This window comes from Achromobacter sp. GQ309 (assembly GCF_059759315.1).
On the sequence record NZ_JCAXDP010000007.1, the window covers coordinates 267249 to 286031 of the forward strand.

Consider the following 18783-nt stretch of genomic DNA (forward strand, 5'->3'; position numbering starts at 1 on the left):
CCATGCTCAACAATCCTGGAGCCCCCAAGCACGGTTTCTTTGGCAACCTGCTGCGCGCCCCGCGCAACCTTTTCGTCTTCTTCTTCGATCGCATCCTGGACGGCGCCGACAAAGGCAAACCCGTCCAGCGGTCCGACTACATCGGCAACGCCGAATGGGTCATCCACGAGTCCCAGGCCCGCGGTTCGCGCATCCTGCTGTGGACCTCGCTGCTGGCCACCATGGGTCTGCTCGTCTGGGCGGGCTTCGGCAGCATCGACGAAGTGGTCCGCGGCGAAGGCAAGGTCGTGCCGTCCCGCCAAGTGCAGATCATCCAGAGCCTGGACGGCGGTATCGTCCAGGAGATCCTGGTCCGCCCCGGCCAGGAAGTCGAGGCCGGCGAGATCCTGCTGAAGATCGACTCCACCCGCTTCACCTCGTCGCTGGGCGAGAACAATGCGGAGTATCTGTCGCTGCTGGCCAAGTCCGCCCGCCTGAAAGCGCTGGCCACGGGCGAGCCCTTCGTCACGCCTGAGGAAGTGCTCAAGCAGGCGCCCGGCCTGGGCGAAATGGAACGCAACGCCTGGCAGGCACGCAACACCGAGCTGAACGCCACCGTCAACGTGGCCCGCGAACAGCTCAAGCAACGCCAGGAAGACCTGCGCGAAACCATCGCCAAGCGCGACCAGGCCTCGGCAAGCTGCGGCCTGACCTCGCGCGAGCTGCAGGTGACCCGGCCGCTGCTCAAGAGCGGCGCCGTGTCCGAGGTCGACCTCCTGCGTCTGCAACGCGATGTCGCCCGTTATTGCGGCGAGCAGAAAGGCGCCGAGGCGCAGATCGACCGCTTCCAGGCCTCCATCAAAGAAGCCGAAAGCAAGATCCAGGAAGCCGAGCTGAACATCCGCAACCAGGCCCGCAGCGAACTGTCTGAAACCAACACCAAACTGGCAACGCTGCGCGAAGGCAAGGCCGCGCTGGTCGACCGCGTCAAGCTGGCCGAAGTGCGCGCGCCGGTGCGCGGCACCGTCAAGACCCTGTTCAACAACACGGTCGGCGGCGTGGTGCAGCCGGGCAAGGACATCATCGAGATCGTCCCCAAGGACGACACGCTGCTGCTCGAAGTGCGCATCCAGCCGCGCGACATCGGTTTCCTGCACGCGGACCAGAAGGCCGAGGTCAAGTTCACGGCCTACGACTTCGCGATCTACGGCGGCCTGGAAGGCCGGGTGGAACAGATCGGCGCGGACACCGTGACCGACGAGAAAGGCAATTCCTACTACGTCGTGCGCGTGCGCACGGACCGCAGCACCGTAGGCGACAAGCTGTTGCCCATCATCCCCGGGATGGTGGCAGAGGTTCATATCCTGACAGGCAAGCGCACGGTGCTCCAGTACCTGCTCAAGCCCATTCTGCGGGCGAAGTCGAACGCCTTCACCGAACGTTAATGGAGAGCTTCAAGGCCTTATGAAACCCATTCCCGTCCTGTTGATTACGCACGACGACCTGCTCTGGCAGCACTGGCGCGCGCTTGACCCGGCGCGCTGGATGGCAGCCCGCGGGCGAGGCCTGGCGGATCTGCAACGCTGGCGAGAACAAGGCCGTACGCTGGCGGTGCTGGATGCCGACGTGCCCAAGCTCCCCTCCTGGCACGATCCAGCATGGACGCCGACGCTGGCCGGCCTGCATGTCGTGGTCGCCAGCGCCAGCCCCAACGACGAGCAAGGCACGCAGGCGCTGGGCGCCGGGGCGCACGGCTACTGCCACAGCTATGCGCAGCCCGCCGCGATGGCGCAGGCGCTGGAAGTCGTCGCCTCCGGCGGCATCTGGATGGGACGCTCGCTGGTGTCCCGCCTGCTCAAGCTTGTCACCGAGCGCGCGCAGGACGCGCACGCCTGGGACGGCGGCCGGCTGACCGAGCGCGAAATCACCGTCGCGCGCTACGCCGCCAGCGGCCAAGCCAACGCCCAGATCGCCGAGGCGCTGGGCATCACGGAACGCACCGTCAAGGCGCATCTGTCGGCGGTGTTCGACAAGCTCGGCGTCACCGACCGCCTGCAGCTCGCCCTGCTGGTCCACGGTATTTCCGCACCCACTGACGCACGCAGCAAAATCACTGCGTGAACCTGTCCTCAAGGACAATATCCGCCGGCATCGGCGACCCGTAGTATCTGGCCATCTTGGATAACTCCCTGAAACGGAACCAACATGGCCAACTCCTCCCCCGCAGTCGTCAACGAAATCTCCGGTCGCGCGTGGATACGCAATAGCGACGGTTCCCTGACCGAACTGCATCAAGGCAGCAAAGTCCCGGCCGGCAGCGACATCGTCACTGCCTCGGGCGCCACGGTTTCGCTTCAGGTTGAAAACGGCATGCCGATCGTGATCGGCGAAGGCCGCGAAGTCGCCGTCAACGGCGACATGACCGGCCCGCTGGCCGATCCGACGGAAGCCGCCGTCGCGCCGCCCTCGGGCACCGATTCCGATCGCCTGCTGGCCGCCCTGCAAGCCGGCCGCGACCCGTTCGATGAATTGGATCCCACGGCCGCGGTCGTGGCCGGCGGCGGCGAAGCCGGCGGCAGCAGCTTCGTGCGCCTGGCCCGCATCCTGGAAACCACCAGCCCGCTGGACCTGGCCTACCCGAACCCGGCGCGTGGCGACGACACGCTGCCGCGCGTGTCGGGCGCTGCCCTGACCGGCGATGACGGCGACGCCGCCGCACCGGTTCCGGGCAACACGCCCCCGAATGCCCTGAACGACGCCGTCTCCACGCGCCAAGACGATTCGATCCGCGGGAACCTGCTCTCGAACGACGCGGACGCCGATGGCGACGCACTGACGCTGGTATCCGTCAACGGCCGTCCGATGACCGGCGCCGGACTGACCGTGCCCGGCTCGAACGGCGGGTCGTTCACGATATTTCCTGACGGATCGTACGTTTTCAATCCCAACGGCGAATACAAGGGCCTGGGCGAAGGCGAAACCGCGACCTCGACCATTTCCTACACGATTACCGACCCGTCGGGCGCCACCTCGACCGCAACGGTCGCCGTCACCATCGTCGGCGTGCTCGACGTGCCCACGATCGCCGTGTCGGATGCCGGCGTCATCAACGAAGGCGGCAACGCCACGTTCAACATCACCCTGGGCAACACGGTCGATCTGGACCGTGAAACGACCATCACGCTCAAGGTCGGTGGTCAGGTCGAAGCCCAGGATGTCGGCGTGCCTGTCGTCACCATCGGCGGCGTGGCCGTGGCCGTGACTGCCAATGCAGACGGCACGTACAGCTTCAAGCTGCCCGCCGGCGTCACGAACGGCATCGTGGTGACCTTGCCCACGACCGACGACAACACTTTCGAGGGCCGCGAGACCCTGACGCTGGAGGCCACGCTCAGCGGCCAGGCGGCCAACGGCGCCCAGCTGCCCGCCGGCATCTCCGACACCGGCAACGCCACGATTGTCGATACCGATAGCACCGACCCGACCAACCCGAACCCGGGCGCCGACGTGCCGGCCCTGACCGTCTCGGACGCGGGCGAAGTCAACGAAGGTAGCGACGCCGTCTTCAACGTCGCGCTGACCAAGTCGGTCGACGCCGACACCACCCTGACGTTCACGCTGGGCGGTCAGATTGAAGCCGGCGACGTGGGCACCCCCACCGTCATGATCGGCGGCCGGCCTGCCACCGTCACGGCCAACGCCGACGGCTCCTTCAGCGTCACCGTGCCGGCTGGCACGACCGGCGGCATCGTCGTCACCGTGCCGACCACCGACGATTCGGTGTTCGAAGGCCGTGAGCAACTGACCCTGAACGCCACGCTTTCGGGCAATACCGCCAGCGGCGTCGCGCTGCCGGGCAACATCACCGATTCGGGCAGCGCCGTCATCGTGGACGACCGCGGTCCTGGCGCCGACGTGCCGAGCCTCACCGTAGCCGACGCAGGCGATGTCAACGAAGGCAGCAACGCGGTCTTCAATGTCGCGCTGACCAAGCCGGTCGATGCGGACACCACCCTGACGTTCAAGCTGGGCGGTCAGATCGAAGCCGGCGACATCGGCACCCCCACCGTCATGATCGGCGGCCAGCCCGTCGCGGTCACGGCCAATGCCGATGGCACCTACAGCATCACCGTGCCGGCTGGCACGACCGGCGGCATCGTCGTCACCGTACCGACCACCGACGATTCCGTGTTCGAAGGCCGCGAACAGCTGACGCTGGACGCCACCCTCTCGGGCAATACCGCCAGCGGCGTCGCGTTGCCGGGCAACATCACCGACTCCGGTAGCGCGACGATCGTCGATACCGAAAGCACCGACCCGTCGAACCCGAACCCGGGCGCCGACGTGCCGGCCCTGTCCGTCTCCGACGCGGGCGATGTCAACGAAGGCAGCGACGCTGTCTTCAACGTCGCGCTGACCAAGCCGGTCGATGCCGACACCACCCTGACGTTCACGCTGGGTGGTCAGATCGAAGCCGGCGACGTCGGCACCCCGACCGTCATGATTGGCGGCAAGCCCGTCACGGTCACGGCCAACGCCGATGGCTCCTACAGCATTACCGTGCCGGCTGGCACGACCGGCGGCATCGTCGTCACCGTCCCGACCACCGACGACTCGGTCTTCGAAGGCCGTGAACAGCTGACGCTGGACGCCACGCTCTCGGGCAATACCGCCAGCGGCGTTGCGCTGCCGGGCAACATCACCGACTCCGGTAGCGCCACGATTGTCGATACCGAAAGCACCGACCCGTCCAACCCGAACCCGGGCGCCGACGTGCCTGCGCTCACCGTTTCGGATGCCGGCGACGTCAATGAAGGCAGCGATGCGGTCTTCAATGTCGCGCTGACCAAGCCGGTTGATGCCGACACCACCCTGACGTTCACGTTGGGCGGTCAGATTGAAGCCGGCGACGTCGGCACCCCCACCGTCATGATCGGCGGCAAGCCCGCCACCGTCACGGCCAATCCTGACGGCACGTACAGCGTGACCGTTCCTGCCGGCACCACCGGCGGCATCGTCGTCACCGTCCCGACCACCGACGACTCGGTTTTCGAAGGCCGTGAGCAGCTGACGCTGGACGCCACCCTTTCGGGCAATACCGCCAGCGGCGTCGCCCTGCCTGGCAACATCACCGACTCCGGCAGCGCCGTCATCGTTGACAACCAGGGCGAAGGCGCCGACGTGCCTGCCCTCACCGTCTCGGACGCCGGCGACGTCAACGAAGGCAGCAACGCGGTCTTCAATGTCGCGCTGACCAAGGCCGTCGACGCCGATACCACGCTGACGTTCACGCTGGGCGGGCAAATCGAAGCCGGCGACATCGGTGTCCCCACCGTCATGATCGGTGGCAAACCCGCCGTCGTGACTGCCAATGCCGATGGCTCCTATAGCATCACCGTGCCGGCTGGTACGACTGGCGGCATCGTCGTCACCGTTCCGACCACCGACGACGCGGTGTTCGAAGGCCGCGAACAGCTGACGCTGGATGCCACGCTGACCGGCAACTCGGCCAGCGGCGTGGCACTGCCGGGCAACATCACCGATTCCGGTAGCGCCACCATTGTGGACACCGAAAGCACGGACCCGTCGAACCCGAACCCGGGCGCCGATGTGCCGGCGCTCTCTGTCTCGGATGCCGGCGACGTCAACGAAGGCAGCGACGCCGTCTTCAATGTCGCGCTGACCAAGCCGGTCGACGCCGACACCACGCTGACATTCACGCTGGGCGGCCAGATTGAAGCCGGCGACGTGGGCGTTCCCACCGTCATGATCGGCGGCAAGCCCGCCACCGTCACGGCCAATCCGGACGGCACGTTCAGCGTTACGGTGCCTGCCGGCACGACCGGCGGCATCGTGGTCACGGTGCCGACCACGGATGACTCTGTCTTCGAAGGCCGTGAACAGCTGACGCTGGACGCCACGCTCTCGGGTAATACCGCCAGCGGCGTCGCCCTGCCTGGCAACATCACGGATTCCGGCAGCGCCACGATTGTCGATACCGAAAGCACCGACCCGTCCAACCCGAATCCGGGCGCTGACGTGCCGGCCGTGTCCGTCTCGGATGCCGGCGACGTCAACGAAGGCGACAACGCCGTCTTCAACGTCGCGCTGTCCAAGCCGGTGGATGCCGACACCACCCTGACGTTCACGCTGGGCGGCCAGATCGAAGCGGGTGACGTGGGTGCGCCCACGGTCATGATCGGCGGCAAGCCCGCCACCGTCACGACCAATCCGGACGGCACGTACAGCGTTACGGTGCCGGCGGGTACCACCGGTGGCATCGTTGTCACGGTCCCGACCACGGACGACTCGGTCTTCGAAGGCCGCGAGCAACTCACGCTGGAAGCCACGCTGTCCGGTAATACCGCCAGCGGCGTTGCCCTGCCCGGCAACATCACCGACTCGGGCAGCGCCGTCATCGTTGACGATCACGGTTCGGGCGCCGACGTGCCGTCCCTGAGCGTCTCGGACGCCGGCGACGTCAACGAAGGCAACGACGCCGTCTTCAACGTCGCGCTGTCCAAGCCCGTCGACGCCGACACCACGCTGACGTTCACGCTGGGTGGCCAAATCGAAGCCGGCGACGTGGGTACGCCGACCGTCATGATCGGCGGCAAGTCTGCCGTCGTGACCGCGAATGCCGATGGCTCGTACAGCATCACGGTGCCGGCTGGTACGACCGGCGGCATCGTCGTCACCGTCCCGACAACCGATGATTCGGTGTTCGAAGGCCGCGAGCAACTGACCCTGGACGCCACGCTGACCGGCAGCTCGGCCAGCGGCATCGCCCTGCCAGGCAACATCACCGACTCCGGCAGCGCCGTCATCGTTGACGATCACGGTTCGGGTGCGGATGTGCCGTCCTTGAGCGTCTCGGACGCCGGCGACGTCAACGAAGGCAGCAACGCCACCTTCAACGTCGCCCTGTCCAAGCCGGTTGATGCCGACACCACCCTGACGTTCACGCTGGGTGGTCAGATTGAAGCGGGCGACGTGGGTGCCCCAGCCGTCATGATCGGTGGCAAGCCTGCCGTCGTCACGGTTAACGCCGATGGCTCCTACAGCGTCACCGTGCCTGCCGGTACGACCGGCGGCATCGTTGTCACGGTTCCGACCACCGACGATTCGGTGTTCGAAGGCCGTGAACAACTGACGCTGGACGCCACGCTGACCGGCAGCTCCGCCAGCGGTATCGCGCTGCCGGGCAACATCACCGATTCCGGTAGCGCCACCATTGTCGATACCGACAGCACCGATCCGTCGAACCCCAACCCGGGCGCCGACGTGCCGGCCCTGTCCGTCTCGGATGCGGGCGATGTCAACGAAGGCAACGACGCCACCTTCAACGTTGCGCTGTCCAAGCCGGTCGATGCCGACACGACGCTCACCTTCAAGCTGGGCGGCCAGATCGAAGCCGGCGACGTGGGCACGCCCACCGTCATGATTGGCGGCAAGCCCGCCCCCGTCACGGCCAACGCCGATGGCACTTTCAGCATCACCGTGCCGGCTGGCACCACCGGCGGCATCGTGGTCACGGTCCCGACCACGGACGACTCGGTCTTTGAAGGCCGCGAGCAGCTCACGCTGGAAGCCACGCTGTCCGGCAATACCGCCAGCGGCGTCGCGCTGCCCGGCAACATCACCGACTCCGGCAGCGCCGTCATCGTTGACGATCATGGCTCTGGCGCGGATGTGCCGGCCCTGACCGTCTCGGATGCGGGCGATGTCAACGAAGGCAGCGACGCCGTCTTCAACGTTGCGCTGACCAAGGCTGTCGATGCCGACACCACCCTGACGTTCACGCTGGGCGGTCAGATCGAAGCCGGCGACGTCGGCACCCCCACCGTGATGATTGGCGGCAAGCCCGCCACCGTCACGGCCAACGCCGATGGCTCCTACAGCGTCACCGTGCCTGCCGGTACGACCGGCGGCATCGTCGTCACGGTTCCGACCACCGACGACTCGGTCTTCGAAGGCCGTGAACAGCTCACGCTGGATGCCACGCTGACCGGCAGCTCGGCCAGCGGCATCGCCCTGCCTGGCAACATCACCGACTCCGGCAGCGCCGTCATCGTTGACGACCATGGCTCGGGCGCCGACGTGCCGTCCCTGAGCGTCTCGGACGCCGGCGACGTCAACGAGGGCAACGACGCCGTCTTCAACGTGGCCCTGTCCAAGCCGGTTGACGCCGACACCACGCTGACGTTCACGCTGGGTGGTCAGATTGAAGCGGGCGACGTGGGCACCCCCACCGTCATGATCGGTGGCAAGCCTGCCACGGTCACGGCCAATCCGGACGGTACGTACAGCGTTACGGTTCCTGCCGGTACGACCGGCGGTATCGTTGTCACGGTCCCGACCACGGACGACTCGGTCTTCGAAGGCCGCGAGCAGCTCACGCTGGAAGCTACGCTGTCGGGCAGCTCGGCCAGCGGCGTCGCCCTGCCGGGCAACATCACCGACTCCGGCAGCGCCGTCATCGTTGACGACCACGGTTCGGGCGCGGATGTGCCGTCCTTGAGCGTCTCCGACGCCGGCGACGTCAACGAAGGCAGCGACGCCGTCTTCAACGTCGCACTGTCCAAGCCCGTCGACGCCGACACCACGCTGACGTTCACGCTGGGCGGTCAGATCGAAGCGGGCGACGTCGGCACGCCCACCGTCATGATCGGTGGCAAGCCTGCCACGGTCACGGCCAATCCGGACGGTACGTACAGCGTCACCGTTCCTGCCGGCACCACCGGCGGCATCGTTGTCACGGTCCCGACCTCCGACGACTCCGTGTTCGAAGGGCGCGAACAGCTGACGCTGGATGCCACGCTGACCGGCAGCTCGGCCAGCGGAATCGCCCTGCCGGGCAACATCACCGACTCCGGTAGCGCCACCATTGTCGACACCGACAGCACCGATCCGTCGAACCCGAACCCGGGCGCCGACGTGCCGGCCCTGTCCGTCTCCGACGCGGGCGATGTCAACGAAGGTAGCGACGCGGTCTTCAACGTTGCGCTGTCCAAGGCCGTTGACGCCGACACCACCCTGACGTTCACGCTGGGCGGCCAGATCGAAGCCGGCGACGTCGGCACCCCCACCGTCATGATCGGCGGCAAGCCCGCCACGGTCACGGCCAATCCGGACGGTACGTACAGCGTCACCGTGCCGGCGGGTACCACCGGTGGCATCGTTGTCACGGTCCCGACCACCGACGACTCGGTCTTCGAAGGCCGCGAACAACTCACGCTGGAAGCCACGCTGTCGGGCAATACCGTCAGCGGCGTTGCCCTGCCTGGCAACATTACCGATTCCGGTAGCGCCGTCATCGTTGACGACCATGGCTCGGGCGCCGACGTGCCGTCCCTGAGCGTCTCGGACGCCGGCGACGTCAACGAAGGCAACGACGCTGTTTTCAATGTCGCCCTGTCCAAGCCGGTTGATGCCGACACCACCCTGACGTTCACGCTGGGTGGTCAGATTGAAGCGGGCGACGTGGGTGCCCCCACCGTCGTGATCGGTGGCAAGCCTGCCGTCGTCACGGTTAACGCCGATGGCTCCTACAGCGTCACCGTGCCTGCCGGCACCACCGGTGGCATCGTTGTCACGGTTCCGACCACCGACGACTCGGTCTTCGAAGGCCGTGAACAACTGACGCTCGACGCCACGCTGACCGGCAACTCGGCCAGCGGCATCGCTTTGCCTGGCAACATCTCCGACTCCGGCAGCGCCGTCATCGTTGACGACCATGGCTCGGGCGCCGACGTGCCTTCCCTGAGCGTCTCGGACGCCGGCGACGTCAACGAAGGCAACGACGCTGTTTTCAATGTCGCCCTGTCCAAGCCGGTTGATGCCGACACCACCCTGACGTTCACGCTGGGTGGTCAGATTGAAGCGGGCGACGTGGGTGCCCCCACCGTCGTGATCGGTGGCAAGCCTGCCGTCGTCACGGTTAACGCCGATGGCTCCTACAGCGTCACCGTGCCTGCCGGCACCACCGGTGGCATCGTTGTCACGGTTCCGACCACCGACGACTCGGTCTTCGAAGGCCGTGAACAACTGACGCTCGACGCTACGCTGACCGGCAACTCGGCCAGCGGCATCGCCCTGCCTGGCAACATCACCGACTCCGGCAGCGCCGTCATCGTTGACGACCATGGCTCAGGCGCCGACGTGCCTTCCCTGAGCGTCTCGGACGCCGGCGACGTCAACGAAGGCAGCAACGCCGTCTTCAATGTCGCGCTGTCCAAGGCCGTCGACGCTGACACCACGCTCACCTTCAAGCTGGGTGGCGAAATCGAAACCGGCGATGTGGGTGCACCCACCGTCATGATCGGCGGCAAACCCGCCACGGTCACGGCCAACGCCGATGGCACTTTCAGCGTCACCGTGCCTGCTGGCACCACGGGCGGCATCGTCGTCACGGTCCCGACCACCGATGACTCGGTCTTCGAAGGCCGTGAACAACTGACGCTGGACGCCACGCTGACCGGCAATTCCGCCAGCGGCGTCGCTCTCCCGGGCAACATCACCGATTCCGGTAGCGCGACGATTGTCGATACCGAAAGCACCGATCCGTCCAACCCGAACCCGGGCGCCGATGTGCCTGCGCTCACCGTCTCGGATGCCGGCGACGTCAACGAAGGCAGCAATGCCGTCTTCAATGTCGCGCTGACCAAGGCCGTCGACGCCGACACCACGCTCACCTTCAAGCTGGGTGGCGAAATTGAAGCCGGTGACGTGGGTGCTCCCACGGTCATGATCGGCGGCAAGCCTGCCACCGTCACGGCCAACGCCGATGGCACTTTCAGCGTCACCGTGCCGGCTGGCACCACCGGCGGCATCGTCGTCACGGTTCCGACCACCGACGACACCGTCTTTGAAGGCCGCGAACAGCTGACGCTGGACGCCACGCTCTCGGGCAATACCGCCAGCGGCGTCGCCTTGCCTGGCAACATCACCGACTCCGGTAGCGCGACGATCGTCGATACCGAAAGCACCGATCCGTCCAACCCGAACCCGGGCGCCGATGTCCCGGCCCTGACTGTCTCGGATGCCGGCGACGTCGATGAAGGCAACGACGCCGTCTTCAACGTGGCCCTGTCCAAGGCCGTTGACGCCGACACCACCCTGACGTTCACGCTGGGAGGTCAGATCGAAGTCGGCGACGTGGGCGCGCCCACCGTGATGATTGGCGGCAAGCCCGTCACCGTCACGGCCAACGCCGATGGTTCCTACAGCATCACTGTGCCGGCTGGCACCACGGGCGGCATCGTCGTCACGGTTCCGACCACTGACGACGCCGTCTTCGAAGGCCGCGAACAGCTGACGCTGGAAGCCACGCTCTCGGGCACCACCGACAGCGGTGTCGCGCTGCCGGGCAACATCACCGACTCGGGCAGCGCCGTCATCGTTGACGACCGCGGTCCGGGCGCCGACGTGCCGGGCCTGACCGTCTCGGACGCAGGCGATGTCAACGAAGGCAGCAATGCGGTCTTCAACGTCGCGCTGACCAAGCCGATTGATGCCAACACGACGCTGACGTTCACGCTGGGCGGTCAGATCGAAGCCGGCGACGTGGGCACCCCCACGGTCATGATCGGCGGCAAGGCCGTCACGGTCACGGCGAACGCCGATGGCTCGTACAGCGTCACCGTGCCGGCGGGCACCACCGGCGGCATCGTCGTCACCGTCCCGACCACCGACGACACCGTCTTTGAAGGCCGCGAACAACTGACGCTGGGCGCCACGCTCTCGGGCACTACCGCCAGCGGCGTCGCCTTGCCGGGCAACATCACCGACTCGGGCAGCGCCACGATCGTCGATACCGACAGCACCGATCCGTCGAACCCGAACCCCGGCGCTGACGTGCCCGCGCTCACCGTCTCGGATGCCGGCGACGTCAACGAAGGCAGCAACGCCGTCTTCAACGTGGCCCTGACCAAGGCCGTCGATGCCGACACCACGCTCACCTTCAAGCTCGGTGGCGAAATCGAAGCCGGCGACGTGGGTACCCCCACCGTCATGATCGGCGGCAAGCCCGCCCCGGTCACGGCCAACGCCGATGGCACTTTCAGCGTCACCGTGCCGGCTGGCACGACCGGTGGCATCGTCGTCACGGTTCCGACCACTGACGACACCGTCTTTGAAGGCCGCGAACAGCTGACGCTGGATGCCACGCTGACGGGCAACTCCGCCAGCGGCGTCGCCTTGCCAGGCAACATCACCGACTCCGGTAGCGCGACGATCGTCGATACCGAAAGCCCCGACCCGTCGAACCCGAACCCGGGCGCCGATGTCCCGGCCCTGACCGTCTCGGACGCAGGCGACGTCAACGAAGGCAGCAACGCCGTCTTCAATGTCGCGCTGACCAAGGCTGTCGACGCTGACACCACGCTCACCTTCAAGCTCGGTGGCGAAATCGAAGCCGGCGATGTGGGAACCCCCACGGTCATGATCGGCGGCAAGCCTGCCACGGTCACGGCCAACGCCGATGGCACTTTCAGCGTCACCGTGCCGGCTGGCACCACGGGCGGCATCGTCGTCACGGTTCCGACCACCGACGACACCGTCTTTGAAGGCCGCGAACAGCTGACGCTGGACGCCACGCTGACGGGCAACTCCGCCAGCGGCGTCGCCTTGCCTGGCAACATTACCGACTCCGGCAGCGCCACGATCGTCGATACCGAAAGCACCGATCCGTCCAACCCGAACCCGGGCGCCGATGTGCCGGCCCTGACCGTCTCGGATGCGGGCGATGTGAATGAGGGCGGCAACGCCGTCTTTAATGTCGCGCTGTCCAAGGCGGTTGACGCCGACACCAAGCTGACCTTCAAGCTGGGTGGCGAGATCGAAACCGGTGACATCGGCACGCCCACCGTCACGATCGGCGGCAAGACTGCCACTGTCACGGCCAACGCCGATGGCACCTTCAGCATCACCGTGCCGGCTGGCACCACGGGCGGCATCGTCGTCACGGTTCCGACCACCGACGACTCGGTGTTCGAAGGCCGTGAACAGCTGACGCTGGACGCTACGCTCTCGGGCAACACCGCCAGCGGTGTCGCCCTGCCGGGCAACATCACCGACTCCGGCAGCGCCGTCATCGTTGACGACCGCGGTCCGGGTGCCGATATCCCGGCCCTGACCGTCTCGGATCCCGGCAACGTCAACGAAGGCAGCAACGCCGTCTTCAATGTCGCGCTGACCAAGGCTGTCGACGCTGACACCACGCTCACCTTCAAGCTCGGTGGCGAGATCGAAACCGGCGACATCGGCACGCCCACGGTCACCATCAGTGGCAAGACCGTCGCGGTCACGACCAACGCTGATGGCTCCTACAGCGTCACCGTGCCGGCTGGCACCACGGGCGGCATCGTCGTCACGGTTCCGACCACCGACGACTCGGTCTTCGAAGGCCGCGAACAGCTAACGCTGGACGCCACGCTCTCGGGCAATACCGCCAGCGGTGTCGCCCTGCCGGGCAACATCACCGACTCGGGCAGCGCCACGATTGTCGATACCAACAGCACCGATCCGTCCAACCCGAACCCGGGCGCCGATGTGCCGGCCCTGACCGTCTCGGATCCCGGCAACGTCAACGAAGGCAGCAACGCCGTCTTCAACGTGGCCCTGACCAAGGCCGTCGATGCCGACACCAAGCTCACCTTCAAGCTTGGTGGCGAGATCGAAACCGGCGACATCGGCACGCCCACCGTCATGATCGGCGGCAAGGCCGTGACCGTCACGGCGAACTCCGATGGTTCCTACAGCGTCACCGTGCCGGCTGGCACGACCGGCGGCATCGTCGTCACCGTCCCGACCACCGACGACGCGGTCTTCGAAGGCCGCGAACAGCTGACGCTGGACGCCACGCTCTCGGGCAACACCGCCAGCGGCGTCGCGCTGCCCGGCAACATCACCGACTCGGGCAGCGCCGTCATCGTTGACGACCGCGGCCCGGGCGCCGATGTGCCGGCCCTGAACGTGTCCGACGCAGGCGACGTCAACGAAGGCAGCAGCGCCGTCTTCAACGTGGCCCTGACCAAGGCCGTCGATGCCGACACCAAGCTCACCTTCAAGCTCGGTGGCGAGATCGAAACCGGCGACATCGGCACGCCCACGGTCACCATCGGTGGCAAGACCGTCACGGTCACGGCCAACGCCGATGGCTCCTTCAGCATCAATGTGCCTGCCGGCACCACCAGCGGCATCGTCGTCACGGTTCCGACCATCAACGACACCATCTTTGAAGGCCGCGAGCAACTGACGCTGGACGCCACGCTGTCGGGCAACACCGCCAGCGGCGCCGCCCTGCCTGGCAACATCACGGATTCCGGCAGCGCCGTCATCGTTGACGACCGCGGTCCGGGCGCCGATGTGCCGTCGCTCAATGTCTCCGACGCGGGCAACGTGACGGAAGGCAACACGGCGAGCTTCAACGTCGCCCTGAGCAAGCCGGTCGATGCCGAAACCACCCTCACCTTCACGTTGGGAGGCCAGGTCACCGCAGCCGACTACGGCAAGCCCGTCGTGATGATCGGCGGCGTGTCGGTGGCGGTAACGGCCAACGCGGACGGCTCGTACAGCGTCAAGGTTCCGTCCGGCACCACCGGTGGCATTGTGGTCCAAGTGCCCACGACCGCCGACGGCGTCTACGAAGGCACCGAGAGCATGGTTCTGAACGCCACGCTCTCCGGTCAGACCGCAAGCGGCACGGCCCTGCCGGCCGGCATCTCGGACAGCGGCAACGCTGCCATCGTGGATATCAACAAGCCGCCTGTCGTTGGCAACGCATCCGTCGCGGTGTCCGAGGAAGGCTTGACCGGTGGCATCAAGGACGGCAATGGCACGTCCGACACGACCGACTCGGCGAAGGCCAATGGCCAGTTGAGCATCTCCGACGACAACAGCGGAGCCGCCTACACGATCACGCTGGTGGCGCCGGCCAATGGCAGCCTCGTCTCCGACGGCGTGCCCATTGTCTGGACCCTGTCCGACAATGGTCATACCCTGACCGGCCGCGCCGGCTCCGCCGACGCGATCATCATCAAGATCGACAACGCTGGCGCCTACACGGTGCAGATGTTGGCACCGGTGGACCATCCTGACACGACGCGGGAAGACACGGTCAGCCTGTCCGTGACCGTCAAGGTTGCTGACGGCGTCAATGCACCGGTCACTACCAACCTGAACGTGACGATCGAAGACGATTCGCCTGTCGTGCAGCAGAACGCGCCCGTCAACGTCGAATCCGCCGGCATTCCGGACGTCTACACCGGCAAGGTGTCGTTTGCGGGCAACTCCAGCAGCGACAGCCAATGGAAGTTCACGTTCGGCAACGGCGCGGTGGAAGTCTCGGCCAAGGGATTCACCTCGAGCAACGACCTGACGCTCATCGACGCCAAGGTCAACCAGAGCACCGCTGGGCTGGGTGTGGCGAGCACGGGTTCCCCGTATCACAACATTGCGAACGAGGTGGACTACCGCGAACTGAACGGCAAAGGCGCGTCGGAAGAACTGACGATCCGCCTCACCGGCGGAAAGATCGCCTACGGCGCAACCATCGACTTTGCCGCCATGTACGGTGGCGAAGTGGAAAGCGGCGTTGCACGTTTCTATCGCGATGGCGTGTTGATCGCCGAACGCACCTTCACCTCCGACAAGAGCGGCGGCGACTACGCGGCGAACTTCCGGGTCGAGGAAGGCGGTTTCGACACGATTGTGGTGTCCGCCACGGACAACCACAAGAATTCGTCCAGCGACAACAGCGACTTCACGGTCACGGGCGTGACGTTCCTGGGCAGCCAGGACGTCCATGCCATTGCCTACGCCGACGGCAACCTGCAGTTTGCGTACGGCGCTGACGGCCCCGGCACGCTGAAGCTGACGGGCGTGGAAAGCGGCCTGACGACGCGTGATGGCGGCGCAATCAAGACCAATGTGGCTTCGAACGGCAACCTGATCCAGGGTCTGGATGCATCGGGCAATCTGGTGTTCGAGATCCGTCTGACACCGGCCACCGGCAAGTGGGAGTTCTATCAGTACCAGCCCATGAACGGCACGGCCAACAAGCTGATCGACTTCACGTACCAGGTGACGGACGCGGACGGCGACTATGCCAACGGCCAATTCCAGGTCGGTGGTGTCGAGCCGACGGGACCGACCCTGACGATCGAAGACACCAACGCCGGCGCCCCTGGCGTCCTGAGCGTGTCCGAAGCGCAGGCCACCGGTAGCGGGTCCTTCGTGATCACGGCGGCAGCCGGACTGAAGTCGATCTCGATCGACGGCACGGGCAACGCCGATGCCACGCTGACGTTGGACCGCCTGGCGGGCCTGTCGAGCAACCCGCTCACGCTGACCACCAGCAAGGGCACGCTGACGCTCACCGGTTACGACGCGGCCACCGGCAAGGTGACCTACACGTACCAGACCAGCGGCGCGCAGCAACACACCGGCGACGACACCAACGTCCAGGACCACTTCACCGTCACGGTCGAAGACAAGTTCGGCGGCAAGGCCACGGGCGACCTGGGCGTGTTGGTCACCGACACGGCGCCGACGCTGGTTCCGATCGCCGACGGCGCCGCGCTGTCGTCACGCGGCACCAACATCATGCTGACGCTGGATACGTCCGGCAGCATGAACTTCGGCAGCGGCGTCTACAGCGGCAAACGCGAGCTCTCGCGTCTGGAGGTGCTGAAGTCCTCGGTCGGCAAGCTGCTCGACCAGTACGGCGAGTCCGGCGACGTGCGCGTCATGATTCTGGAGTTCAACTCGTCGGCAAGCCAGAAGGGAGGCGGCTGGATGTCGCTGGCGCAGGCCAAGACGCTTGTCGATGGCTTGAGCTACGGCGGCGGCACCAACTACGAAGCTGCGCTGAACGCCGCCATGACCGCGTGGAACAACTCTGGCACGGGCAAGCTGGAAGGCGCCTCTGTCCAGAACATTTCCTACTTCTTTACCGACGGAAACCCCGAAAACGGTCCCGTCTACGCCGCTCAACAGGCGACGTGGGAGAAGTTCCTCACGGACAACCAGATCAATTCCTACGGTATTGGTCTGGGCACCGCAGCCACCGGCACGTACATCGATCCGGTGTCCTACAACCCCAGCAAGCCGCAGGACAGCAACACGATCATCGTGAAGGACCTGAACGGTCTGGATACGGCGATTTCGGACACCATCGCGCCGCCGATCGTCGGCGACATCGCGGCGGGCGGCACGCTGGGCGCCGACCTGGCCGGTGCGCGCATCACGCAACTGGTGATCGACGGCAAGACGTACAACTACGACGTTGCGACCAACAAGGTTACGGCCAGCGCCGGCGCGACCTTCACCTTCGATTCGGCCAAGTCCGAACTGACGGTGACGACGTCGCACGGCAAGTTCACGATCGATCTGGCAGGTGAAAACCTGGGCGATTACCGCTACCAGCCGCAAACCGCCGGCACCGACACCGTCCAGTACACGGTCAGGGATGGCGACGGCGATACGGCAAGCGCCAGCCTCACGCTGACGGTCACGGCGCCGGTCCATCAAAACCCGGATGCCGTGAACGACACGGTGATCACCAACATCCTGAGCTCGCAATTGACGGTTCAGGCCGGATCGCTGCTTGCCAACGACGTGCGCGGCACGGGCGCGTTGACGGTGGGACCGCTGACGGTGAATACGGGCTGGAAGGAAAAGGGAGCCGATTTTGCTGCCTCGTCGGTCAAGACGCTTGGGTTTGACGGCACCAGCAGCACCAACAACGCGAACAAGTTCCTGACGGTCAACCGCGCCGACCTGGCCCAGGTTGGTCAGAATCGCGCTCAGATCAAGGTGGACGGATATCTCGGTAGCGTCGGCGCCGCCCGCGGCAATGACCAGGATTCGATCACCTTCGCCCTTCTGGCCGGAGAAGTTCTGACGCTGAATCACAACCTGCAACCCAATTGGATCCGGATGGAATATCGCCTGGCCGGAAGCTCTGACGACTACGTCGTGCTCAAGAGTGGCGACTCCATCCCTGCCACGACGAGCGGCGCCAGCTACGAGATCCATATCGTCAACATCGACGACAACGGATCGGCGTGGGGCGGCACGGGAGAAGAAGACTACATGCTCACCATGACCGTCGACTACTCCGGCGCGTCACACGTTGCCGACACCGCGAATTCGTCGTACACGATCAACACGGCGGATGGCCTTAGCGATAGCGCCAATGTTTCGGTGGCCTATCAAGCGGGTAGCACGCTGCTGGGCACCGACAAGAGCGAGATCCTGCTTGCGGGCGATGGCAACGATACGCTCAACGGCGGCAAGGGCAACGACGTGCTGGTCGGCGGCAAGGGCAACGACACCCTGATCGGTGGCGACGGTTCGGATACGTTCCGCTGGGAGTTCAACGATCAGGGCACGACGTCCAACCCTGCCGTGGACCGGATCAAGGACTTCTCCCTGGCCAAACCCGCGGACGGCGGCGATGTGCTGGACCTGAAGGACCTGCTCGTGGGCGAGAAGGACGGCAACCTGTCCAACTATCTCAACTTCAAGCAGGATCCGGCAAACTCCAACAATACGATTCTCGAGATCAACACCAAGGGCCAGATCGGCCAGGGTGCCGATCAGAAGATCGTGCTGGAGGGTGTCGATCTCACCCATGACGTCAACGGTCATGCCGTCAGCAACCAGGCCATCATCAACGACCTGCTGCAGAAGGGGAAGCTGAACGTCGATCATCATTGATCATCGACCTGACGGGAGGGCCGGCTTCGGCCCTCCCTTCCCGACCGACACATTTTTTCAAGGGCACGTCTAAGCGACCCG

At 65.8% G+C, this 18783-nt stretch carries 3 protein-coding genes; all 3 read left to right on the forward strand.

The window, feature by feature from the left end; genetic code table 11:
* The first annotated feature begins 2 nt into the window (after window positions 1-2).
* The 3 genes from AC6CIE_RS22455 (at window position 3) to AC6CIE_RS22465 (ending at window position 18702) form a co-directional block, all read left to right on the forward strand.
* Window positions 3-1424 carry an HlyD family type I secretion periplasmic adaptor subunit gene (locus AC6CIE_RS22455; RefSeq protein ID WP_175123990.1) on the forward strand — a complete coding sequence of 474 codons (1422 nt, stop codon included), beginning with the start codon at window positions 3-5 and terminating at the stop codon, window positions 1422-1424.
* Between the two features lie 19 nt (window positions 1425-1443).
* On the forward strand, window positions 1444-2100 hold the full coding sequence (locus AC6CIE_RS22460; protein WP_175138570.1) for a response regulator transcription factor: 657 nt from the start codon (window positions 1444-1446) through the stop codon (window positions 2098-2100).
* Between the two features lie 84 nt (window positions 2101-2184).
* Window positions 2185-18702: a retention module-containing protein gene (locus AC6CIE_RS22465; protein ID WP_498094078.1), complete on the forward strand. Its 16518-nt coding sequence runs from the start codon at window positions 2185-2187 to the stop codon at window positions 18700-18702.
* Window positions 18703-18783: the final 81 nt, after the last annotated feature.